At 63.5% G+C, this 20,835-nt stretch carries 22 protein-coding genes; 20 read left to right on the top strand and 2 right to left on the bottom strand.

Annotated elements, in window-relative coordinates; all coding sequences use genetic code 11:
- Positions 1-3: 3 nt before the first annotated feature.
- The 5 genes from AC1C2Q_RS01625 (at position 4) to AC1C2Q_RS01605 (ending at position 6,071) form a co-directional block, all read left to right on the top strand.
- Positions 4-1,308 carry a homoserine dehydrogenase gene (locus tag AC1C2Q_RS01625; RefSeq protein WP_495450524.1) on the top strand — a complete coding sequence of 435 codons (1,305 nt, stop codon included), beginning with the start codon at positions 4-6 and terminating at the stop codon, positions 1,306-1,308.
- A complete protein-coding gene (thrB, locus tag AC1C2Q_RS01620) occupies positions 1,308-2,243 on the top strand; it encodes a homoserine kinase (protein ID WP_495429319.1) in 936 nt (311 codons plus the stop codon). Before AC1C2Q_RS01625 ends, thrB begins: the two co-directional genes overlap by 1 nt.
- A gap of 167 nt (positions 2,244-2,410) precedes the next feature.
- Complete coding sequence (gene rho, locus AC1C2Q_RS01615; RefSeq protein WP_495448748.1) at positions 2,411-4,531, top strand: transcription termination factor Rho; 2,121 nt, start codon at positions 2,411-2,413, stop codon at positions 4,529-4,531.
- 24 nt (positions 4,532-4,555) lie between these two features.
- Complete coding sequence (gene prfA / locus AC1C2Q_RS01610; RefSeq protein WP_495429317.1) at positions 4,556-5,635, top strand: peptide chain release factor 1; 1,080 nt, start codon at positions 4,556-4,558, stop codon at positions 5,633-5,635.
- Positions 5,636-5,666: 31 nt separating this feature from the next.
- Positions 5,667-6,071 (top strand): hypothetical protein, encoded by a 405-nt coding sequence (locus AC1C2Q_RS01605; RefSeq protein ID WP_495429316.1) that lies wholly within the window; start codon positions 5,667-5,669, stop codon positions 6,069-6,071.
- Positions 6,072-6,100: 29 nt separating this feature from the next.
- On the opposite strand, the gene epsC is transcribed toward AC1C2Q_RS01605, so the two are convergent.
- Positions 6,101-6,655, bottom strand: a complete 555-nt coding sequence (gene epsC / locus AC1C2Q_RS01600) for a serine O-acetyltransferase EpsC (protein WP_495448747.1) — start codon at positions 6,653-6,655, stop codon at positions 6,101-6,103.
- A gap of 16 nt (positions 6,656-6,671) precedes the next feature.
- Complete coding sequence (gene cysK / locus AC1C2Q_RS01595; RefSeq protein WP_495429314.1) at positions 6,672-7,610, bottom strand: cysteine synthase A; 939 nt, start codon at positions 7,608-7,610, stop codon at positions 6,672-6,674.
- A gap of 109 nt (positions 7,611-7,719) precedes the next feature.
- Between cysK and prmC the strand changes: the two genes are divergently transcribed.
- The 15 genes from prmC (at position 7,720) to AC1C2Q_RS01520 (ending at position 20,816) form a co-directional block, all read left to right on the top strand.
- Positions 7,720-8,580, top strand: coding sequence for a peptide chain release factor N(5)-glutamine methyltransferase (prmC, locus tag AC1C2Q_RS01590; RefSeq protein WP_495448746.1), 861 nt, complete (start codon positions 7,720-7,722; stop codon positions 8,578-8,580).
- A 47-nt stretch (positions 8,581-8,627) separates the two neighbouring features.
- Positions 8,628-9,365 carry an L-threonylcarbamoyladenylate synthase gene (locus AC1C2Q_RS01585; RefSeq protein ID WP_495448745.1) on the top strand — a complete coding sequence of 246 codons (738 nt, stop codon included), beginning with the start codon at positions 8,628-8,630 and terminating at the stop codon, positions 9,363-9,365.
- A complete protein-coding gene (locus AC1C2Q_RS01580; protein ID WP_495429311.1) occupies positions 9,362-10,528 on the top strand; it encodes an MraY family glycosyltransferase in 1,167 nt (388 codons plus the stop codon). The genes AC1C2Q_RS01585 and AC1C2Q_RS01580 overlap by 4 nt, the downstream gene beginning before the upstream one ends.
- A complete protein-coding gene (locus tag AC1C2Q_RS01575) occupies positions 10,525-11,052 on the top strand; it encodes a Cg1360 family ATP-synthase-associated protein (protein WP_495448744.1) in 528 nt (175 codons plus the stop codon). Before AC1C2Q_RS01580 ends, AC1C2Q_RS01575 begins: the two co-directional genes overlap by 4 nt.
- 138 nt (positions 11,053-11,190) lie before the next feature.
- Positions 11,191-11,991 (top strand): F0F1 ATP synthase subunit A, encoded by an 801-nt coding sequence (gene atpB, locus AC1C2Q_RS01570; protein ID WP_495448743.1) that lies wholly within the window; start codon positions 11,191-11,193, stop codon positions 11,989-11,991.
- Between the two features lie 40 nt (positions 11,992-12,031).
- The gene (gene atpE / locus AC1C2Q_RS01565) at positions 12,032-12,280 is read left to right on the top strand and encodes a F0F1 ATP synthase subunit C (protein WP_495429308.1); all 249 of its coding nucleotides are present in this window, start codon (positions 12,032-12,034) and stop codon (positions 12,278-12,280) included.
- Between the two features lie 29 nt (positions 12,281-12,309).
- Positions 12,310-12,861, top strand: a complete 552-nt coding sequence (locus tag AC1C2Q_RS01560) for a F0F1 ATP synthase subunit B (protein WP_495429307.1) — start codon at positions 12,310-12,312, stop codon at positions 12,859-12,861.
- Complete coding sequence (locus tag AC1C2Q_RS01555) at positions 12,861-13,649, top strand: F0F1 ATP synthase subunit delta (RefSeq protein ID WP_495429306.1); 789 nt, start codon at positions 12,861-12,863, stop codon at positions 13,647-13,649. Before AC1C2Q_RS01560 ends, AC1C2Q_RS01555 begins: the two co-directional genes overlap by 1 nt.
- A 52-nt stretch (positions 13,650-13,701) precedes the next feature.
- Positions 13,702-15,342 (top strand): F0F1 ATP synthase subunit alpha, encoded by a 1,641-nt coding sequence (gene atpA / locus AC1C2Q_RS01550; RefSeq protein ID WP_495429305.1) that lies wholly within the window; start codon positions 13,702-13,704, stop codon positions 15,340-15,342.
- A 20-nt stretch (positions 15,343-15,362) separates the two neighbouring features.
- A complete protein-coding gene (locus tag AC1C2Q_RS01545; protein WP_495429304.1) occupies positions 15,363-16,265 on the top strand; it encodes a F0F1 ATP synthase subunit gamma in 903 nt (300 codons plus the stop codon).
- 23 nt (positions 16,266-16,288) lie between these two features.
- Positions 16,289-17,740: a F0F1 ATP synthase subunit beta gene (gene atpD / locus AC1C2Q_RS01540; protein ID WP_495448742.1), complete on the top strand. Its 1,452-nt coding sequence runs from the start codon at positions 16,289-16,291 to the stop codon at positions 17,738-17,740.
- A gap of 2 nt (positions 17,741-17,742) precedes the next feature.
- Entirely contained in the window at positions 17,743-18,003 is a 261-nt protein-coding gene (locus AC1C2Q_RS01535; RefSeq protein ID WP_439278533.1) for a F0F1 ATP synthase subunit epsilon, read from the top strand.
- Positions 18,004-18,104: 101 nt separating this feature from the next.
- Positions 18,105-18,851 (top strand): YaaA family protein, encoded by a 747-nt coding sequence (locus AC1C2Q_RS01530; protein ID WP_495448741.1) that lies wholly within the window; start codon positions 18,105-18,107, stop codon positions 18,849-18,851.
- A gap of 95 nt (positions 18,852-18,946) precedes the next feature.
- Positions 18,947-19,759, top strand: a complete 813-nt coding sequence (locus AC1C2Q_RS01525; RefSeq protein ID WP_495448740.1) for a large exoprotein — start codon at positions 18,947-18,949, stop codon at positions 19,757-19,759.
- Between the two features lie 199 nt (positions 19,760-19,958).
- A complete protein-coding gene (locus AC1C2Q_RS01520; RefSeq protein WP_495429300.1) occupies positions 19,959-20,816 on the top strand; it encodes a PP2C family protein-serine/threonine phosphatase in 858 nt (285 codons plus the stop codon).
- The last annotated feature ends 19 nt before the right edge of the window (positions 20,817-20,835 follow it).

The following is a 20,835-nucleotide window of genomic DNA, read 5'->3' as shown; positions in this document are numbered from 1 at the left end:
AATGTGCCACAGTACCGACGACTTCGGGTGGCGCTTCTCGGCGCTGGAGCTGTGGGGTCGCAGGTCGCCGATCTGCTGCTTCGCCACGGCGATGAGCTGGCAGATCGAGCCGGTGCGATCCTCGAACTCGCGGGTATCGCCGTACGCGATGTCAACGCCACGCGTGATGTGGACCTCCCGAAGGAGCTGTTCACGACAGATGCCGAGAGCCTGATCGTCGGCAGCGACATCGTGATCGAGCTGATGGGTGGCATCGAGCCTGCTCGGGAGAATCTGCTGTTGGCACTGAGCTCCGGCGCCGACGTCGTGACAGCCAACAAGGCACTGCTCGCTACGCACGGCACCGAGCTGTTCGAAGCGGCCGATCAAGTGGGCGCCTCGGTCCACTACGAAGCCGCCGCGGCGGGAGCCATCCCGATCATTCGGCCGCTGCGCGATTCGCTCGCAGGCGACCGGGTGGTGCGCTTGATGGGCATCGTGAACGGCACCACGAACTACATCCTCGACCGCATGGACACTGAGGGTGCCGACTTCGCGGAGGTGCTCGCTGACGCGCAGCGTCTGGGGTACGCAGAATCTGACCCGACCGCCGATGTCGAGGGCTTTGACGCCGCGCAGAAGGCTGCGATCCTGGCATCCCTCGCCTTCCACACTGCCGTTCCGCTCGACGCCGTCCATCGTGAAGGCATCACCGCGATCACGCCCTCGATGATCGAAGAGGCTCGGGCGGCTGGTTTCGTCATCAAATTGCTCGCCGTGTGTGAGCGCGTCGACGTGAGCGGCGCGGAATCGATCTCGGTGCGCGTGTACCCGGCACTGGTCTCACGCACGCACCCGCTGGCCTCAGTGCACGGTGCGAACAACGCCGTGTTCGTCGAAGCTGAAGCGGCTGGATCGCTGATGTTCTATGGCGCCGGAGCCGGTGGAGTGCAGACCGCATCCGCAGTCCTTGGCGATGTCGTCTCGGCAGCGCGCCGGCACATCGCAGGCGGCGTCGGAGTGGGGGAGTCCACCAGGGCAAACCTCCCGACCGTGCCGATCGGACACGTGATCACCCGCTATCAGATCACACTCGAGGTATCCGACCAGCCTGGCGTGCTCGCTGCGATCGCTGGCATTCTCAGCGACGGCGGCGTCTCGGTCGCAACCCTTGTGCAGACGATCGAGTCGGAAGACGACCCGACGGCGCGCCTCATCATCGGCACACACCGGGCGACCGAGCAGTCGTTGAGTGACGCGGTCGAGCGACTGTCATCGAGCGCTGTCGTTGACCGAGTCGTATCTGTGCTGCGCGTGGAAGGTGAGTGATGGCAAGTGATGTCCTTCGCACCGTGCAGGTGCAGGTGCCGGCCACGAGCGCGAACCTCGGCCCTGGCTTTGACACACTCGGTCTGGCGCTCAGCGTCTATGACGAGCTGACGGTATCTGCACTGTCGAATGATCGACTCGAGATCGAGGTCACCGGCACCGGTGCATCCGAGATCGCACGTGATGAGTCGAATCTCATCGTTCGTTCGATCGATCACGTCTACACAGACGTGGGGCGTGTGATGCCTGGTTTGCGGATCGTTGCGCACAACGGCGTGCCGCATGGGCGGGGCCTCGGATCCTCCGGCGCTGCCGTGACTGCGGGCGTGCTTGCGGCGAAGGGACTTCTTGAGGGCGAAGTCGAGTTCTCGGATGCTGATCTGCTGCGTCTGGCGACAGAACTGGAAGGCCACCCTGACAACGTCGCTCCAGCGCTGTTCGGGGGTCTCACGATCGCATGGACCGGAGAACGCGGCCCGCAGCACAAGAAGCTGCTCGTGCACCGTGGTGTCGCACCGCTCGTCTTCGTGCCAGAGCGGACGATGTCGACGACATTGGCACGTTCACTCCAGCCTCCGCACGTTTCCAGAGAGGATGCCGTATTCAACGTGTCGCGCTCCGCGCTGTTGATCGCCGCCCTCACACAGAGTCCAGAGTTGCTGCTTGATGCGACCGCAGACCGGTTGCATCAGGACTACCGCGCCGAAGCCATGCCAGAGACACACCGACTGGTCACGGCGTTGCGCGCTGCCGGGTTCGCTGCGGTCGTCTCGGGGGCGGGCCCCAGCGTTCTCGTCCTCGCGGATGGGCCAGGCAATCGTCAGCACGCAGTGGAACTTGCCGATTCCGTAACGGACACCCCGTGGGAGGCGCTCATGCTGGCCGTTGACGTGCGTGGTGGTACAGTAAGGGATCGAGCGGAGGGCTCCACGTAATTTCGTGAATCTGGCCCCCATCGCAATTCTGCGAGATCCGCACGGAATCCCCAGAACCGTTTTTCTTGTTCTGGCTGTCAGGCACCGAGTGTCTGCCCGTGCGATCGCGCGCAGCACCCGTTGTGCGCGGTACATGCTCATTTCCCACGACATATAAGGGAGTACTCGTGGAGAATTTCTCCGAGACCCAGAACGACCAGGCAGCAACCGCAGCCGAGGCCCCCACTACTGCTCCGGCCGCTGCATCCGCAGCCGCTGAGACCACTGCTGCACCGGCACGCAAGCGCGCTCCGCGCCGTGCTACGACCGCCAGCGCCGCGGCCAAGGCCGAGCAGGCGACGACCGAGGCACCGGCTGCCGCAGCCGCGCCCGCCGATGCTCCGGCTTCGGCTGCTGAAGCGGCGCCGAAGGCGAAGGCACCACGACGCAGTCGGGCGAAGAAGGTTGACGCCGCACCTGCGGCCGACGCTGACGCTTCGCTCTCGGCACCCAACGCTCCGGTATCCGACAAGCCGACAGCCGACAGCGCGGCATCTGAAAAGCCGACAGCCGACAACGCGACATCCGACAGCGCGGCCGAAGCACCCGCCGCGGTAGCGACGAAGGCGCCTGCTCGCGGTCGTCGCAAGAAGGCAGAACCCGCCGCTGAGACTGCGCCGGCCGCAGACAAGGCCGACGAGAAGTCCGCCGACAGCGCGTCAACCGACAGCGCGCCGAATGAAGGCGCCTCGGGCGACAAGCCCGTCGCTGAAAAGCCCGTCGGCAACGCGCCCGCCGAGAGGTCTGGACGTGGCCGGAGGGGCGCGCAGACGCCCAGGGCTGAGCAGTCGGACTCGTCCGACGCGAAGCAGGCCGACACCACGACGCCTGAGAAGTCTGACGCTGGCGATAACGGTGCCGACTCGAACGACGGCGAAGAGGGCTCCAGCCGCAGCCGCAACCGTAACCGCAACCGCAACCGGGGACGTAGTCAGAACGGTGGCCAGGACACCCCGCAGAACACTGCCGATGATGAGAACGGCAATGGCCGGGGCCGCCAGCGCACCAACAACAACAACAAGCGCCGCACGGGCGGAGCATCTGACGAGTTTGACACCGAGTTCGGCGAGGACGACGTCCTCATCCCGATCGCCGGCATCCTCGATGTGCTCGACAACTACGCGTTCGTGCGCACCACCGGCTACCTCGCCGGCGCGAGCGACGTTTACGTCTCACTCGGCCAGGTGAAGAAGTACAACCTGCGCAAGGGCGACGCGATCGTGGGCGCCATCAAGCAGCCGCGCGAGAACGAGCAGCAGGGTCGTCAGAAGTACAACGCCCTGGTCAAGGTCGACTCGATCAACGGTCTGTCTGTTGACGACGCCGCCACTCGTGTCGAGTTCGGAGAGCTCACACCGCTGTACCCGCAGGAGCGCCTGCGCCTGGAGACCGCACCCGAGAAGCTGACGCAGCGGATCATCGACCTGGTCGCCCCGATCGGCAAGGGCCAGCGTGGCCTCATCGTCGCGCCGCCCAAGGCAGGCAAGACGATCGTCCTGCAACAGATCGCCAACGCCATCGCGCAGAACAACCCTGAGGTTCACCTCATGGTCGTTCTTGTCGATGAGCGCCCGGAAGAGGTCACCGACATGGAGCGTACGGTGAAGGGCGAGGTCATCGCCTCGACCTTCGATCGCCCGGCCGAAGACCACGTCACGGTTGCGGAGCTCGCCATCGAGCGTGCCAAGCGCCTCGTCGAGCTGGGCCGCGACGTTGTCGTGCTGCTCGACTCGATCACCCGCCTCGGCCGTGCCTACAACATCGCCACGCCCACTTCTGGGCGTGTTCTCAGCGGTGGAGTGGACGCAGCGGCGCTGTACCCGCCGAAGCGCTTCTTCGGTGCCGCTCGCAACATCGAGAACGGTGGATCGCTCACGATCCTGGCCACGGCTCTTGTGGAGACCGGTTCTAAGATGGACGACGTCATCTTCGAGGAGTTCAAGGGCACCGGAAACAGCGAGCTGCGTCTGTCGCGTCAGCTCGCGGACAAGCGCATCTTCCCGGCCGTCGACATCAACGCGTCGTCGACTCGCCGTGAAGAGATGCTGCTCTCGGCCGATGAGGTCAAGATCACCTGGAAGCTTCGCCGCGCACTCGCGGGCCTTGACCAGCAGCAGGCCCTTGAGGTCGTGCTGGGCAAGCTCAAGGAGACGCAGTCGAACGTTGAGTTCCTCGTGCAGATGCAGAAGTCGATGCCTGCTCCCGCGGCCGGTGGCTCCAGCCACAGCCATGAGAACAACATCCGCTGATCTGACACTGATCGGAGCATAGGCGTGTTCGAGTCTGTTCAAGCGCTGATCGACGAACACCGCCAGGTTCAGGAGGAACTCTCTGACCCGGCGGTGCACGCCGATGCAGCACGCGCCAAGCGTGTCAACCGTCGTTACGCCGAGCTGAGTCGGATTGTGGCGGCGTACGACGCGTGGACGGCAGCATCCGCCGATCTGGCTGCCGCGCGCGAATTCGCCAAGGAAGACGACGCCTTCGCTGCGGAGGTACCCGTCCTGGAAGAAGGCCTCGCACGATCTCAGGAGAAGCTGCGTCGGCTGCTGATTCCGCGCGACCCTGACGACGCTCGAGACGTGATTTTGGAGATCAAGGGCGGCGAGGGCGGCGCTGAGAGCGCACTCTTCGCCGCTGACCTGCTCCGCATGTACATCCAGTACGCGGCTCACAAGGGCTGGAAGACGGAGCTCCTGGAGCACAACGAGTCCGACCTCGGCGGCTACAAGGATGTTCAGATCGCTATCAAGGGGTCATCTACGGATCCCTCGCAGGGCGTCTGGGCGCATTTGAAGTATGAGGGTGGCGTGCACCGAGTGCAGCGGGTGCCGGCGACCGAGTCGCAGGGCCGCATTCACACCTCAACGACCGGTGTGCTGGTGTTTCCTGAGGTCGATGAGCCTGAAGAGGTCTCGATCAGTCCGAATGATCTGAAGATTGACGTGTTCCGCTCGTCCGGCCCCGGTGGTCAGTCGGTGAACACCACGGACTCAGCAGTGCGCATCACGCACCTACCGACCGGCATCGTCGTGTCGATGCAGAACGAGAAGTCGCAGCTGCAGAACCGTGAAGCAGGCATGCGAGTGCTTCGCGCCCGCATCCTTGCCAAGCGGCAGGAGGAGTTGGATGCCGCGGCATCCGATGCTCGCAAGTCGCAGATCCGCGGCATGGATCGCTCTGAGCGCATCCGCACTTACAACTTTCCGGAGAACCGGATCGCGGATCATCGCACCGGTTTCAAGTCGTACAACCTCGACCAGGTGATGGACGGGGCCCTCGACCCGATCATCGAAAGCGCGATTCAGGCTGACGAAGAGGCGCGGCTCGCCGCAATCGGTTCTGTTTCCTGAACGGATGCGCCCGCAGCGCTAGGCTCAGGACGTGATCACACTTCTGTTCCGCGCGCTCACCTACCTCGTCTCGGCGGGGATTGGGCTCATCGTCGCTGACCTCGTGCTCGAAGGCTTCCAGATCGAGTGGGACAAGTGGTGGGGATTCGTTATCTGCATCGTGATCTTCGCGGCGCTGCAGAGCGTTCTCAGCCCTTGGATCGCCAAGCTTGCTGACCGTTACGCGCCAGTGCTGATGGGTGGAATCGGCATCTTCTCGACGCTCGTCGCGCTGATCGTGGTCGTACTGCTCCCCATCGGCGGTCTGCGCATCAGCGGCATCGCAGCATGGATTCTCGGTGCGGTCATCGTCTGGATCATCACAGCGCTCGGGTCGATCCTGCTCCCGCTGATCTTCCTCAAGCGCAAGGTCTCTGAGCGCCGCGCCAAGCGCTGAGCACCTAAGGTTGCAGCGCGCCGAGCGTCTCAGATGGAGTAGTCGGCGGCGAGATGCAGAGCGCTGAAATCGTCGTGACCATCGCGTCGACGCGCGCGCGCAGGCACACCGACAAGGATGCTGTCCTCTGGTGCATCCTTCGTGACCACAGCGTTTGCCCCGATCACCGTGTTTTGTCCGACCAGGATGGGCCCCAGCACCTTCGCGCCCGAGCCCACCACTACGCCATTGGCGAGCGTCGGATGCCGCTTTCCGGTGGCGTCCTGCGTGCGACCACCCAGCGTGACACCGTGATAAAGCATGACGTCATCACCGATCTCTGCCGTCTCGCCGATCACGATGCCCATCCCGTGGTCGATGAAGAAGCGCCTGCCGATCTTGGCGCCAGGATGAATCTCGATTCCGGTCAACCAACGCGCGAACTGTGAATTGGCGCGTGCGAGGAAGCGCAGGTTCCGCCGCCACATCCCATGCGAGACGCGATGCGCCCAAATGGCGTGCATCCCGGGATACAGCAGCCCGATTTCCAGTCCGGTGCGCGCTGCCGGGTCGCGAAGGCGCGCGGCGGCAATGTCCTCACGCATTCGACCGATCATGCGCTCAAACCTCGCGCAGGTCCTCGAACAGGGCAGTGGAGATGTAACGCTCACCCGTGTCGGGCATGATCACGACGATCGTCTTCCCTGCATTCTCGGGGCGTGCGGCGACCTGCAGTGCAGCGGAAAGTGCAGCTCCAGACGACATGCCGACCAGCAGGCCTTCCTTCGCCGCAAGTTCACGAGCGAGACGCAGCGACTCGTCGAATTCGACAGCGATAACCTCGTCAAGAACCTCACGGTCAAGCACTGCGGGCACGAAGTTCGGGCCGATGCCCTGAATCTTGTGCGGGCCGGGGTGGCCCTCGGTGAGGACGGGGGAGTCCTTGGGCTCGACGGCGATGACCTGCACATCGGGCTTCGCTGCCTTGAGCGCCTGGCCGGTGCCGGTCACGGTGCCGCCAGTGCCGACGCCTGCGATGAAGATGTCGACATTGCCATCGGTGTCACGCAGAATCTCCTGCGCGGTGGTCTCGCGGTGGATCTGCGGGTTCGCGGCGTTCTCGAACTGCTTGATCCAGACAGCGCCCGGGGTCGCAGCAACGATCTTCTTGGTCTCTTCGATGGCGCCACTCATGCCCGTGGTCGGGTCGGTGAGCACGATCTCCGCGCCGAAGGCCTTGAGTAGTACGCGGCGCTCTTTCGACATGGACGCAGGCATGGTCAGGATGACCTTGTAGCCGCGGGCGGCGCCGACCATGGCGAGTGCGATTCCGGTATTTCCACTGGTGGATTCGACGATCGTTCCACCCGGCTTCAGCTCACCGGATGCCTCGGCGGCATTGACCATGGCGATGCCAATGCGATCCTTCACACTGCCGGCCGGGTTGTAGGACTCCAGCTTGGCCAGAACCGTGGCGCCAAGGCCCTCGGTCACGTGGTTCAGGCGAACCAACGGCGTATTGCCGAAAGCTGTGGTGATGTCGGAATGGATGCCGGTCATTTTCCAGGTCCTTCGTTCGGGAGCGATGCGTGTCAAAGCCTATTGGAGTGCATACGTACGCGAGACATTATGACGCTCGGAGCCTTTGCAGACACCCTACGCTGGAGGGATGCCCGAACAGACCCTCGCCGCCATCGTGCGCTCTGCCGCAGAGCGTCTTGCGGCATCCGGTGTGCCAGATCCACTCGTCGACGCAGAACTGCTCGCAGGTCACGTGAGTGGACTGCGTCGTGGAGAAGTGCAGGCCGCTGTGGTGCGCGGCGACACGATGGGGGAGCAGGATGCTGCGGCACTTGAGGTGCTGATCGTTCGGCGCGCTGCGCGCGAGCCGCTGCAGCATCTCACCGGTGTGGCTCCGTTCCGCCACCTTGAACTGGCCGTCGGCCCCGGCGTCTTCGTGCCGCGGCCAGAGACCGAGATCGTTGCGCAGTTCGCGATCGATGCGCTGCTGAACGCTCCTGATGCTGAGCCGATCGGTGTCGACTTGTGTACCGGAAGCGGAGCGATCGCCTTGGCGATGGCGAGCGAGGTGCCGCACTCGCGCATCTTCGCCGTCGAACTTTCCCCTGACGCTCATGCATGGGCGGCACGCAACACAGCGGATGCCGAGAATCTCACGCTCGTGCACGGTGATCTCGCGGACACCCTCGAAGAGCTCGACGGTACGGCCGCAGTCGTGATTTCGAACCCTCCCTATGTTCCGGATGAGGCGATCCCACGCGACCCTGAGGTACGGCTGTTCGACCCGGCCGTGGCGCTGTACGGCGGGCCGGACGGCCTGGACATCGTGCGTGTGCTCAGCACCAGGGCGCTGCGGCTGCTCCGCCCCGGCGGGCTTCTGGTCATCGAGCATGGCGAGTTGCAGGGCGAAGACATCCGCACCCTGCTCGCCACTGACGGCTGGCGTGCTCCGACCACCCACCCCGACCTCACCCGCCGGGATCGAGCGACGACGGCGCTGCGTCCCTGATGGCTCAGCGGTGTCGCGCTCGCGCGTGCACGTAGACTGTTGAGGTCATGTCCTCTGTCTTTGATTGCCGCGATGAGGCACAGCTTCTCGCCGGAATGCGCCACGCTCGTCAGGCGATCGCCCGGGGAGAGCTCATCGTTATGCCCACCGACACGGTCTACGGTGTCGCCGCGGATGCGTTCGCGCCAGCGGCAGTGCGGCGGCTGCTCGAGGCCAAGGGGCGCGGGCGCAATCAACCGCCGCCAGTGCTGGTTGCTAACCAGGCCGCGTTGGCGGCCCTCGTGGAGTCGATTCCCGAGCCTGTTCAGCGTCTGGTGGACGAATTCTGGCCGGGCGGGCTCACTATTATTCTGCCCGCCCAGCCCTCACTGTCGTGGGACCTTGGCGATACGCTCGGCACCGTCGCGGTGCGCATGCCGGATCTGCGGCTGGCGCTGGAGCTGCTCGAGGAGACCGGCCCGCTGGCAGTCTCGAGCGCGAACCTTACGGGCAAAGCTGCAGCGATCTCGGCTGCAGACGCAGAAGCGATGCTGAAAGACAGTGTCTCGGTGTACCTCGACGGGGGCTTCAGCGAGACCGGCGTCGCCTCGACGATCATCGATGCGACATCTCTCGTTCGTCGTGGTGCTGATGACGCCGGCGAACCGCGCGTGCGTCTGCTGCGTGAGGGTGCGATCTCCCGGCCGCAGCTGGAAGCAGTCCTCGGCGATCTGCTGGAACTTGCACCGGAGCCGGAGGGCGAGTCCGCTTCAAGGTCGGAATCGTCGTCGGATGGCGTGGCGTGAAACAGTACCTCTTCACGATCATCTTCACTGCGACCGTCACGCTTGTGATGTCGTGGGTGGTCTGGCAACTTAGTCTGCGTTTCAAGCTCTACCCAGGCATCCGGGAACGTGATGTGCACACGACGCCGACGCCGCGACTCGGCGGTGTGGCGATGCTGCTCGGCATCGCGGCCGCGATCGCTGTCTCCGCAGCAAACCCGTTCTTCAGCATCATGTGGGTGCCGCCGCAGACCATGTGGGCCGTGCTCGGCGCGGCGGTGCTCATCGCCATCGTCGGTGTGATCGACGATCTGTGGGATCTCGACTGGATGATCAAGCTGGGCGCCCAGTTCCTCGCCGCAGGCATCATCACGGTCGTCGGAGGTCTGCAGATCCTCGCGATTCCGCTGGGTGACATGATCATCTTCTCGAGCTGGCTGAGCATCGCAGTCACGATGTTCGCGATCGTGATCGTCATGAACGCGGTCAACTTCATCGACGGACTTGACGGTCTCGTCGCGGGCGTGTGCCTGATCGCGAACGGGGTGTTCTTCGCCTATTCGTACATCCTCACCCGTGACACCGGCGCGAGCAGCTACTTCAACCTGGCGACATTCCTCGCCGCGGTGGTGATCGGTGCCTGCATCGGGTTCCTCCCCTTGAACTGGAGCCCAGCGAAGTTGTTCATGGGCGACTCAGGCGCACTTGTGCTGGGACTGCTCATGGCGACGTCGGCGATCGTGCTGACCGGTCAGATGTCATCCAGTGCGATGAATCCTGAGGAGTTCGGTCGTTCGCAGCTGCTCGGAGCCTTCATCCCGATCCTGCTCCCGCTCGTGGTGGTCATGCTGCCGCTGCTCGACTTCGGGCTTGCGGTGTTCCGGCGCATGCGGGCGGGGAAATCACCGTTCTCGCCCGACCGTAAGCATCTGCATCATCGGATGCTCGACCTCGGGCACCGCGACCGCGACGCCGTGCTTATCTTCTACGCGTGGACTGCAGTGATCTCGCTCGCTGTCCTCCTGATGTATGTGGGCACCAGCGAGGACTGGCCGGGGCAGTATCTACCCGGTGTGGCCTTCGGCGTGATCGGAATCGCCGCGTGCCTCGTTGTCACCCTTCTTCCCACCCACCGAGCGCAGAACGCGCCCACCGAGCCGACACCCTCCTTGGAGACCCGATGAGCAGCGACAATTCTGATCACAAGAGCCCCGCGATCAATCCGATTCTGCGGAAGGTCCTGATCTGGACAGGGATTGCCGCGATCGTGCTCGTCATCCTCGGAGCCGGTATCGGGTACCTCACAGCTGGCACAGACGGCCTGTGGAGCGGACTGACCGGTGTCGGTCTCGCCATCTTCTTCCTTGCGCTCACACCGCTGAGCGTCTTGATTGCCAACCGTTGGTATGGCAAAGAGATGTTCGCCACGGTGTTCTTCGGCATCGTGATGGGGGGCTGGCTGCTCAAGCTCGTGCTGTTCGTCGTCGTGATTGTGATCCTGCGTGGGCAGAGCTGGGTCGTGCCGCTGATCATCTTCCTCTCGCTGATGGCGGGGGTAGTGGTCAGCCTCGCGATCGATATGTTCGCCTTCACGAAGCTGCGGGTGCCCTACGTTTCCGACATTGCTCTGCCGGAGACCAACCCTGAGGATGCCGAAACCGAACCTGAGGGACCCAAAGCCACACCCGAGGGCCGCAACGATTCGTGAGCCTGGAAAAATATTGATAGTCTAAAAAACGAGTTCGCTGGGCAAGCTTTCGCGTTGTGCGGAATGCTCCGACTCAGCTAGACCTCCTCACCCAAACGTCGCCTCGATCTTGATCGGCGCCCCGAAGCTGGAGCAACGTTGACTCACGCCACGAGCCTCCTCGTCCGATTCGCATCGGATGAATTCCACCCACCGTCGATCGCAGAGTTCTTCCCGGAGATCCTGTTCAGTATCGGCCCGCTCTCGGTGCATCGCATCCACGTGGTGCAGTTCATTGCCACCATTGCCGTCGTCCTCATCCTCTGGCTCGGCACACGCAAGCTCAAGCTGATCCCGGGCCGCGGTCAGGGTGTCATCGAGATGCTCTTCGACATTGTTCGCGTGAACGTTGCGCACGACATGATGGGCAAGAAGGACGGCGACCGCTTCCTGCCGCTGCTGACGACGATCTTCTTCATGGTGTTGTTCTTCAACATCACGGGCGTCATACCGGTCCTGAATATTGCGGGAACGAGCATCATCGCAGTGCCGCTGATGCTCGCGGTGATCACGTACGTCACATTCATCTACGCCGGATTGCGCAAGAGCCCGATGGGCTTCATCCGTAACTCGCTCTTCCCGCCCGGAGTTCCGCCGGCTCTGTACATCATCGTCGCGCCGCTGGAGTTCATCTCGACCTTCATCGTCCGACCGGTCACACTCACGCTGCGACTGCTGATGAACATGATGGTCGGTCACCTCATGCTGGTGCTGTTCTTCGCAGCGACCCAGTTCTTCATCTTCTCGATGGGTGGCTTCTGGACGGTGCTGGGTGCGGGCACGCTCGCCTTCGGCTTCGCCTTCACTGCCTTCGAGATCCTGGTGGCTTTCCTCCAGGCATACGTCTTCACCATCCTCACCGCGGTCTACATTCAGCTCGCAGTCGCGGACGAACACTAATATCGGGGCGCTTCGGCCCCCTCAATGAAAGGAAGAATCCGTGGATTCTGTTTCTGTTCTCGCCCAGATCAACATCGACATCACCGGCTCGATCGCCAACATCGGTTATGGTCTTGCGGCCATCGGTCCGGCCATCGGTGTGGGTATCGTCGTCGGCAAGACGATCGAGGGCATCGCACGCCAGCCTGAGCTGTCCGGCAAGCTCCAGGGCACCATGTGGATCGGTATCGCCTTCACCGAGGCGCTCGCGTTCGTCGGTATCGGCGTAGCGTTCCTCTTCGGCTACTGATCCGTTCCCACCTCACGTAAGGAGACAGGATGCTGAACGCTCTTGTCACGCTCGCAGCCGAAGAAGCGGAGCACAACCCGCTTCTTCCGGCGATGTACGACATCGTCTGGTCCGCGGTCTGCTTCGTCATCATCCTGGTCGTGGCCTGGAAGGTCGCGCTTCCGAACGTAGCGAAGATGCTCGACGAGCGGTCCGCCGCGATCGAGGGCAACATCGCCAAGGCTGACGAAGCTCAGAAGCAGGCGGAGGCGGCTCTCGAGGAGTACACCCGTCAGCTCGCTGAGGCACGCACCGAGGCCGGTGAGATCCGTGAGGCTGCCCGTGAGGACAGCAAGAAGATCGTCGCCGAGGCGAAGGATGCTGCGACCACCGAGGCTGCACGCGTCACCGCCGCAGCTCAGGCGCAGATCGAAGCAGAGCGCCAGACGACGCTCGTCGCGCTTCGCTCTGAGGTAGGCACGCTCGCCATCGACCTCGCCGGTGGCGTGGTCGGCGAAACGCTCTCGGACGACGCTCGTGCGACTGCTGTCGTTGACCGCTTCCTCGCTGACCTCGAAGCAGCAGAAAAGGCGGCCAAGTAATGGGCAGCGCGACCACTCAGGCTCTCGCGGTTTCGATGGCGGCCCTCGCTCAGGCGAAGGGCGTCACCCTCGACACGGCCAGTGAGCTTTTCACTGTGGCGCGTCTGGTGGGCGAATCCGGACAGCTGAGCGGCGCGCTTGCGGACCCGGCCGCTCCCGCAGGACTTCGGGAGCAGGTCGTGACGTCGGTATTCGGCGGCACGTCAGATGTCACGCGACAGCTGGTCACCGCGGCTGTCGGTCAGAGGTGGTCCGATGAGGACGGCCTCATCGCCGGCATCGAGGAGCTCGCGATTCGCGCTGCAGCCATCGCTGAGCCCAAGGCAGACATCGAGGGGGAGCTGTTCTCCTTCCTCCGCATTGTCGCCGCCAACGCAGAGCTCGAGCTCGCGCTCGGCGGACGCCTAGGCGATGACACCGCGAAGGGCAGCCTCGTAGAGAAGCTGCTCGGTGGCAAGGTGAGCGCACCGACCACGTTGATCGTCTCATCGCTGGTGCGCCAGCCACGAGGCCGCCGCGTGCGTCAGCTCCTGAACCGAGCGATGAAGATCGTCTCGGCGCAGGGTGGACGCATCGTTGCCACTGTGCACACCGCATCACCGCTGTCAGCTGCTCAGCGCACTCGCCTCGGCGAGTCGCTGGCGAAGCGCTACGACGGCCAGATCTCGATCAACGAGGTCATTGATCCCACAGTCGTGGGCGGACTGCGAGTGCAGGTCGCCGACGACGTCATCGACGGCAGCATCTCCGCGCGGCTCGCCGAACTTCGACAGAAGCTCGCGGGCTAATACGATTTCGCGCGGGGAACCGCGCAGACTCTCTCAATACAAAGGGAAGACAATGGCAGAACTATCGATCAGCCCCGACGTCATCCGCGACGCGCTGAAGGACTTCGCCGCTGCGTACGAGCCCTCAGGCGCCGCAGCGACCGAGGTCGGCACAGTCGTGGATGCCGCTGACGGCATCGCCCACATCGAGGGCCTGCCCGGCGTCATGGCGAACGAGCTCCTCACGTTCGCCAACGGCACGCAGGGCCTCGCACTGAACCTTGACGAACACCAGATCGGTACCGTGGTGCTCGGAGACTTCTCCGGTATCCAGGCAGGCCAGGAAGTTCGCCGTACCGGCGAGGTTCTCTCGGTCCCCGTCGGTGACGGTTACCTCGGTCGCGTCGTCGATGCGCTCGGCAACCCGATCGACGGCCTCGGCACCATCGCGTCAGAAGGTCGTCGCGAGCTCGAACTGCAGGCACCAGGCGTCATGCAGCGCAAGAGCGTGCACGAGCCGATGCAGACCGGCATCAAGGCAATTGACGCGATGATCCCCGTTGGTCGTGGTCAGCGCCAGCTGATCATCGGCGACCGCCAGACCGGCAAGACGGCCATTGCGATCGACACGATCATCAACCAGAAGGCCAACTGGGAGTCGGGCGACACGAACAAGCAGGTTCGTTGCATCTACGTCGCAATCGGCCAGAAGGGCTCCACGATCGCCTCCGTCAAGGGTGCGCTCGAGGACGCCGGTGCGCTGGAGTACACGACGATCGTCGCTGCCCCGGCATCCGACGCGGCCGGCTTCAAGTACATCGCTCCGTACACAGGTTCCGCCATCGGGCAGCACTGGATGTACGGCGGCAAGCACGTCCTCATCATCTTCGATGACCTGTCGAAGCAGGCAGAGGCCTACCGCGCCGTTTCGCTTCTCCTGCGTCGTCCGCCGGGCCGCGAGGCATACCCGGGTGACGTCTTCTACCTGCACTCCCGTCTGCTGGAGCGTTGCGCGAAGCTGTCCGACGAGCTCGGCGCCGGTTCGATGACGGGCCTGCCCATCATCGAGACCAAGGCGAACGACGTCTCGGCGTACATCCCGACCAACGTGATCTCGATCACCGACGGCCAGATCTTCCTGCAGTCCGACCTCTTCAACTCGAACCAGCGTCCGGCGGTCGACGTGGGAATCTCGGTTTCGCGAGTCGGCGGTGACGCTCAGGTCAAGTCGATCAAGAAGGTCTCCGGAACGTTGAAGCTCGAGCTCGCGCAGTACCGCTCGCTCGAAGCCTTCGCAATGTTCGCGAGCGACCTCGACGCGACTTCGCGTCGTCAGCTCGACCGCGGTGCGCGTCTGACCGAGCTGCTCAAGCAGCCCCAGTACTCGCCGTACCCGGTTGAGGACCAGGTCGTCTCGATCTGGGCCGGCACCAACGGAAAGCTCGACACGATCGAGGTCGCGGACGTGCTGCGGTTCGAGCGCGAGCTACTCGACCACCTGCGTCGTAACTCCACAGTGCTCGACACCCTGCGCGAGACGAACCTTCTCACTGACGACACCGTCGCCGAGCTCGAAAAGCAGGTCGACGCATTCATCCTTGAGTTCCAGGGTGGCAAGGGCCAGTCCATCGGTGCCGTCGGCCACGAGGAGCACGCTTCTGCTGATGTGGATGACGTCAATCAGGAGAAGATCGTCAAGGGTCGTCGCGCTTAATCGCGTGAGGAACTAAAAACATGGGCGCTCAACTCAAGGTCTACAAGCAGAAGATCTCTTCTGCTCAGACGACCAAGAAGATCACGAAGGCGATGGAACTCATCGCGGCTTCGCGTATTCAGAAGGCGATGGCGCGTGTACGCGCGTCGTCGCCCTTCGCGCGCGCCGTGACTCAGGCTGTCTCTGCCGTCGCGACGTACTCCAATGTCGACCACCCGCTCACGCGAGAGCCGGAGGCGATCAGGCGGTCTGCCGTCGTCGTCTTCTCCTCCGATCGTGGCCTTGCCGGTGCCTTCAACTCGCAGATCCTTCGCGAGGCGATGGAACTGGGTGAGCTCATCCGCTCACAGGGCAGCGAGCCGGTGTACTTCCTCGTCGGACGCAAGGCTGTCGGTTACTTCCAGTTCCGTGGCATCCAGGCGGATGCCGAGTGGACCGGCGACACCGACACCCCGAAGTTCAAGACGGCGGAGGAGATCTCGGCCAAGCTGCTCGAGGCTTTCAACCGCGGCGGCGGCGAGGGCGGCGTGGACGAGCTTCACCTCGTCTATAACCGTTTCGTCAGCATGATGACGCAGACGCCCGAGACTGTGCGCCTGCTTCCACTGGAGATCGTGGAGAACGAGGCTGCGGCCGAACCGAGTGGAGCGGTGTACCCGCTCTACGAGTTCGAACCGGATGCCGAGACGGTGCTCGACGCGATCCTGCCGGTGTACATCCAGAGCAGGGTCTTCAACGCCCTGTTGCAGTCGTCGGCCGCCAAGCAGGCCGCGACGCAGAAGGCGATGAAGTCTGCCAGCGATAACGCTGACAAGCTCATCACCGACTACACCCGTCTGCGCAACAACGCGCGTCAGGCGGAGATCACGCAGCAGATCGCTGAGATCGTCGGCGGTGCCGACGCCCTCTCCTCGAGCAAATAGACCATCAAGAAAGAGACGAAGATATGACCCCCACCGCCACAGCTGAGGCTGGGACCGCGGTCGTCGGGCGCGTCGCACGCGTCACGGGCCCGGTCGTCGACATCGAGTTCCCGCACGACTCGATTCCTGACATCTACAACGCGTTGAAGACAACCATCGTCATCGGCGAGGAGTCGACCGAGATTACCCTCGAGGTTGCACAGCACCTCGGTGACGATCTGATCCGCGCCATCGCACTGAAGCCCACCGATGGCATCATCCGCGGCCAGGAGGTGCGCGACACCGGTGAGCCGATTTCGGTTCCCGTCGGTGACGTCACCAAGGGCAAGGTCTTCAACGTGATCGGCGAGGTGCTCAACGCCGAGCCTGGCGAGCAGATCGAGATCACCGAGCGCTGGCCGATCCACCGGCAGGCCCCGCCCTTCGACCAGCTTGAGTCGAAGACTCAGATGTTCGAGACCGGCATCAAGTCGATCGACCTTCTCACGCCTTACGTGCTGGGTGGAAAGATCGGTCTCTTCGGCGGTGCAGGTGTTGGCAAGACCGTCCTCATCCAGGAAATGATCCAGCGCGTTGCGCAGGACCACGGTGGTGTGTCGGTGTTCGCCGGTGTCGGTGAGCGTACCCGTGAGGGCAACGACCTCATCCACGAAATGGAAGAGGCAGGCGTCTTCGAGAAGACCGCCCTTGTCTTCGGCCAGATGGACGAGCCGCCGGGAACGCGCCTGCGCGTTGCCCTGTCGGCTCTGACGATGGCGGAGTACTTCCGTGACGTGCAGAAGCAGGACGTGCTGTTGTTCATCGACAACATCTTCCGCTTCACGCAGGCTGGCTCTGAGGTTTCCACGCTGCTCGGCCGCATGCCCTCCGCCGTGGGTTACCAGCCGAACCTCGCTGACGAGATGGGCCTCCTCCAGGAGCGCATCACCTCGACGCGTGGCCACTCGATCACCTCGCTGCAGGCGATCTACGTCCCGGCCGACGACTACACCGACCCGGCTCCGGCTACGACCTTCGCGCACCTTGACGCGACGACCGAGCTCAGCCGTGAGATCGCGTCTAAGGGTCTGTACCCCGCTATCGACCCGCTGACCTCGACGTCGCGCATTATGGACCCCCGCTACCTAGGCGAGGACCACTACCGCGTTGCAACCACGGTCAAGCAGATCCTTCAGAAGAACAAGGAACTGCAGGAGATCATCGCCATCCTCGGTGTCGATGAGCTCTCCGAGGAAGACAAGATCGTCGTGTCTCGTGCACGTCGCATCCAGCAGTTCCTCTCGCAGAACACCTACATGGCGAAGAAGTTCACCGGTGTCGAGGGTTCGACGGTTCCGCTCAAGGAGACCATCGAGTCGTTCGACGCGATCGCCAAGGGTGACCTCGACCACGTGGCTGAGCAGGCCTTCTTCAACGTCGGTGGTCTCTCCGACGTGGAAGAGAAGTGGGCTCAGATCCAGAAGGACAACGGCTGATCATGGCGCTCAATGTCAGCCTCGTCTCTGCAGACGCGGAGATCTGGACGGGGCAAGCGACTCTCGTCGTCGCGAAGACCGTCGAGGGTGAAATCGGCATCATGACCGGCCACGAGCCGATCCTGGCCATCCTCGCTGAGGGCCAGGTGCGCATCACCCAGCTGGACGGCACCAAGGTGCTTGCCAACGCTCAGGATGGTTTCCTCTCCATGGAGGGAAACCAGCTGACGGTTGTCGCGGGCAACGCGGCGCTCATCGCCTGAAACAACTCATCGCGGACGCGTCCGCCCATCATCCTTGAGATGATGGGCGGGCGCGTTCTCGCCTGCTGGCGCAGCTCAGCCGAGTCGGCACTGTGGAGACCATGAAGATTCTGCTTCCTCCTTCGGAGACCAAGCGCGTTGGCGGACGTGGAAGGCCGCTGGACCTTGACGCTCTCGCCTTACCTGAGCTGGCCGCTCAGCGCACGGCAGTTGTCGACGCACTCATCGCCTTGGCGGGGGATTCGCTCGAAGCGCGCCGTGTGCTCAAGCTGAGTGATCGCCAGCTGGGTGACATCGAACACAACGCGGCGTTGCGCTCCGCGCCAACGATGCCCGCGATCGATCGCTACACCGGAGTGCTGTACGACGCGCTGGATGCCGCCGAACTTGGTACCAGTGCAAGGCGATGGATCGGGCAGCACGCGTGGATCCACTCGGCGCCGTTCGGCCCGGTCGGCGCGCTCGACCGCATCCCCGCGTACCGGCTCGCCGCAGGTGCATCGCTACCAGGAGTTGCGCCATTGCGCCGACACTGGGCGGATGCGACATCCGCCGCTATCGCGCAGGAAGCTCCATCCTTCGTTCTCGACCTCCGCAGCGAGGCTTATGTTGCGCTCGGTCCGCTGCCGGCATCCGTTCCGTCTGCGTATGTGCGCGTGGTCACCGAGCACGGACGCGCCCTCAATCACTTCAATAAGAAGGCGAAAGGGGAGTTGGTACGTGCGCTGTCTGACGACCGACCGCGGGTCCGGGGAGTGAACTCATTGCGGGAATGGGCGAGTGCGCGAGGGATCGACATTCGGCCGGGTGAGCAGCCAGGCGTGATCGAACTTGTCGTGGAGCAGTGACTCGACACGGCACGCTGGCATGGTGTGTCGACCCACAGGCACGCTAATGTGTTTCACGCGACGCGGAATGCGTCGCTTATTCCATGGAGGGGCTAATGGACTATTACTATAACGACAGCGGCGCTGCGGCAGCCGTACTGATCGTGGCGCTGCTGTTCGGCTTTATTTTCGCGGTCATCGCTTATGTGCTGACGTCGCTGTTCCTGATGAAGATCTTTGAAAAGGCTGGCGTCCAGGGCAAATGGCGCGCGTGGGTTCCGGTCTACAACTCAATGATCTTCCTCAAGCTCGGTGACCTGAGCCCCTGGTTGATTCTCTACAGCATCGGTGGCGCGGTCCTGTTGAGCTGGATCGGCATCGGCTATCTGTTCTCGGCTGCTGCTGGTGTGCTCATGGTGCTCGCCGCATACCGCGTAGGTCAGAAGCTTCAGAAGGAGGGCGCGTGGGTCGTTCTCTACATCTTCCTGTCTATCATCTGGCTTGGCATCAACGCCTTTGACAAGTCGCGTTGGAACACCCAGCTTCCTCCCGCTCCGTGGGCTGGCAACGCGTTCTTCGGCGACCGCACGGTCTGGGACGGGATTCCGGCTCAGTCCTCGGTGCAGGCAGCGCCCGGCTACGGCGCAGCTCCTCAGGGTTATGCCCCGCCGCAGGGCTACGCTCCGCCGCAGGGCTATCAGCCGCCCGCACCCGGATACCAGCAGCCAGCAGCCCCCGGGTACCCGCAGCCTGCGGCGCCTGGTTACCAGCCGCCTGCTGGACCGGCCACGCCTCCCGCCGCGCCCGCAGCTCCGGCAGTGCCCCCGGTGACACCGCCTCCGTCAGCACCGACGGCGCCCCCGGCTCCTCCCGCGGCACCACCGGTTCCGCCCGCACCGCCGGTCGACCCGACGCAGCCGCCTGCGTGATGAGCTGAACTCGGCATCATGCTGGATGAAGGACTCTCGATTTCGATCGGGGGTCCTTCGTCGTGTCGCCCCGCATACTCCGATAGCGTTGACACATGGTCATGCCGCAGCGCCTTAGCGCACACCGCGCACAGTTCTACTACGATGTCTGAGTACCCTGCGGTTGCCCGATTCGCCGCATTCACACCGGAGGCCCCTTTTGTCTGACACGACCACGCAGACTCAACGCGTTGTCGTCGCCGACGGTGATGACGTCATTCTGACCTGGGCCGGTATTACTGACACTGGCCTTCGCCGTGACAACAACCAGGACGCTTTCCTCGCCCAGTATCCGCTGTTCGTCGTGGCGGACGGCATGGGCGGGCATGCCGGTGGCGAGATCGCCAGCCAGAACACCATCGCTCGTCTGCAAGAAGTCGTCGATTCAGGCACAGTGACGACCGGTGCAATCGAGAACGCACTCGAGCGTGCAGTCGAAGACATTGCGGCTCATCCAGAGACTACCGATGAGGGCACTGGAACGACGCTCACCGGTGTTTTCCTTGAAACGGCCACCGAGGAACCGCGGTGGGTGTCTTTGAACATCGGCGACTCGCGGGTTTACCTACTGCGCGAAGAGCGTCTGGTGCAGGTCACCACAGACCATTCCGTGGTTCAGGAGCTGATCAGTTCCGGCAAGCTCAGCCCAGAAGAGGCAGAGAGCCACCCCTACAGCAACGTCATCACTCGCGCGGTGGGCGCCAGCGAGCTCACCGCACCTGATTACCTCGGTATTGAGGTGCTCGACGGTGACCGTTTCGTGATCTGCTCGGACGGTTTGACCAAGGAACTCACCGATTACGGCATCCAGCATTTTTTGCGGGAGCAGCCGGATCCAGCGAAAGCGGCGGACGCGATGCTCGCGGCGGCGTTGGAGAACGGCGGGCGTGACAACGTGACTCTGATCATCCTGAAGGTTGAGCGTACCGGGACAGCGCATCTCACCGACGCGGTTGCCACGTCGGTGATTTCCACGGTCGATGACTCTTCCTCCACACCGGAGCAGACTGACCAATAGTCCGATCGGGCTGTGGACA

Source organism: Microbacterium sp. Y356, assembly GCF_059445355.1.
This window is presented reverse-complemented; position numbering and strand designations above follow the sequence as displayed.

Coding starts and splice junctions, on each gene's coding strand:
- AC1C2Q_RS01545 (WP_495429304.1), top strand. CDS start 15,363: ATGGGCGCTCAACTCAAGGTCTACAAGCAGAAGATCTCTTCTGCTCAG.
- prmC (WP_495448746.1), top strand. CDS start 7,720: ATGCCCGAACAGACCCTCGCCGCCATCGTGCGCTCTGCCGCAGAGCGT.
- AC1C2Q_RS01525 (WP_495448740.1), top strand. CDS start 18,947: ATGGACTATTACTATAACGACAGCGGCGCTGCGGCAGCCGTACTGATC.
- epsC (WP_495448747.1), bottom strand. CDS start 6,655: ATGCGTGAGGACATTGCCGCCGCGCGCCTTCGCGACCCGGCAGCGCGC.
- atpA (WP_495429305.1), top strand. CDS start 13,702: ATGGCAGAACTATCGATCAGCCCCGACGTCATCCGCGACGCGCTGAAG.
- cysK (WP_495429314.1), bottom strand. CDS start 7,610: ATGACCGGCATCCATTCCGACATCACCACAGCTTTCGGCAATACGCCG.
- thrB (WP_495429319.1), top strand. CDS start 1,308: ATGGCAAGTGATGTCCTTCGCACCGTGCAGGTGCAGGTGCCGGCCACG.
- AC1C2Q_RS01575 (WP_495448744.1), top strand. CDS start 10,525: ATGAGCAGCGACAATTCTGATCACAAGAGCCCCGCGATCAATCCGATT.
- AC1C2Q_RS01535 (WP_439278533.1), top strand. CDS start 17,743: ATGGCGCTCAATGTCAGCCTCGTCTCTGCAGACGCGGAGATCTGGACG.
- atpD (WP_495448742.1), top strand. CDS start 16,289: ATGACCCCCACCGCCACAGCTGAGGCTGGGACCGCGGTCGTCGGGCGC.
- AC1C2Q_RS01530 (WP_495448741.1), top strand. CDS start 18,105: ATGAAGATTCTGCTTCCTCCTTCGGAGACCAAGCGCGTTGGCGGACGT.
- AC1C2Q_RS01555 (WP_495429306.1), top strand. CDS start 12,861: ATGGGCAGCGCGACCACTCAGGCTCTCGCGGTTTCGATGGCGGCCCTC.
- AC1C2Q_RS01560 (WP_495429307.1), top strand. CDS start 12,310: ATGCTGAACGCTCTTGTCACGCTCGCAGCCGAAGAAGCGGAGCACAAC.
- AC1C2Q_RS01585 (WP_495448745.1), top strand. CDS start 8,628: ATGTCCTCTGTCTTTGATTGCCGCGATGAGGCACAGCTTCTCGCCGGA.